Origin of the sequence: Vibrio sp. A8-1 (genome assembly GCF_013048685.1) — a bacterium.
Classification (GTDB): domain Bacteria; phylum Pseudomonadota; class Gammaproteobacteria; order Enterobacterales; family Vibrionaceae; genus Vibrio; species Vibrio metschnikovii.
The window spans coordinates 1-593 of sequence record NZ_VHTC01000126.1; the positions used below are offsets into that span (position 1 = coordinate 1).

At 38.8% G+C, this 593-nt stretch carries 1 protein-coding gene; it reads right to left on the reverse strand.

What is annotated here, in order from left to right; all coding sequences use genetic code 11:
• Nucleotides 1-129: 129 nt before the first annotated feature.
• A partial coding sequence (locus FKN93_RS17560; RefSeq protein ID WP_170905783.1) for an outer membrane beta-barrel protein occupies nt 130-593 on the reverse strand: 464 nt, incomplete at its 5' end.

The window sequence follows — 593 nt, forward strand, 5'->3', positions numbered from 1 at the left end:
TAACGCCCGCTTAAGGGGCTGACAACGCGACTACCAAGCTTCCGCATAACACTGAAACCACCGAAATCAACGCACAATAAAAATGCTACGCGTTGGAAGTCCCTCTTGAAGCGTTTGTTATGCGCGCGGTTAAAAGTAGTAACGAATGCCACCGTAACCACTGCTTATTGATACATCAAATGGCTTTATTTCAACACTTGTTGAGCGATAACCAACATGCAAATTAATGTTTTTATTGATAATAAAACCCAGCTCAACTCCCAACTGATAACCTAGCTCTGATTTAGAAATAGATAAACCGTCAGAAGCTACGTTACCTTTTAAGTTAACTGAACCGATACCACCAAGCAGACTTAAATAAGCATCTGCTTGCTCATAATGCACAATAAACTTGGGCTTAATGTTTAAATAAACACCACTTCCTTTAACGCTAAACTCATCTTCTTCTGATACTTTACCAAAATGGCGATACTCAGCTTCAACGCCAATCTTTACCGATTTATCAACATTAAACTCATAACCAACCACAGCGTTATAGCCAAAATCAGCGAAACTACTGGAGTTCTTAATTGATGAATTACTGAAATCTAGTT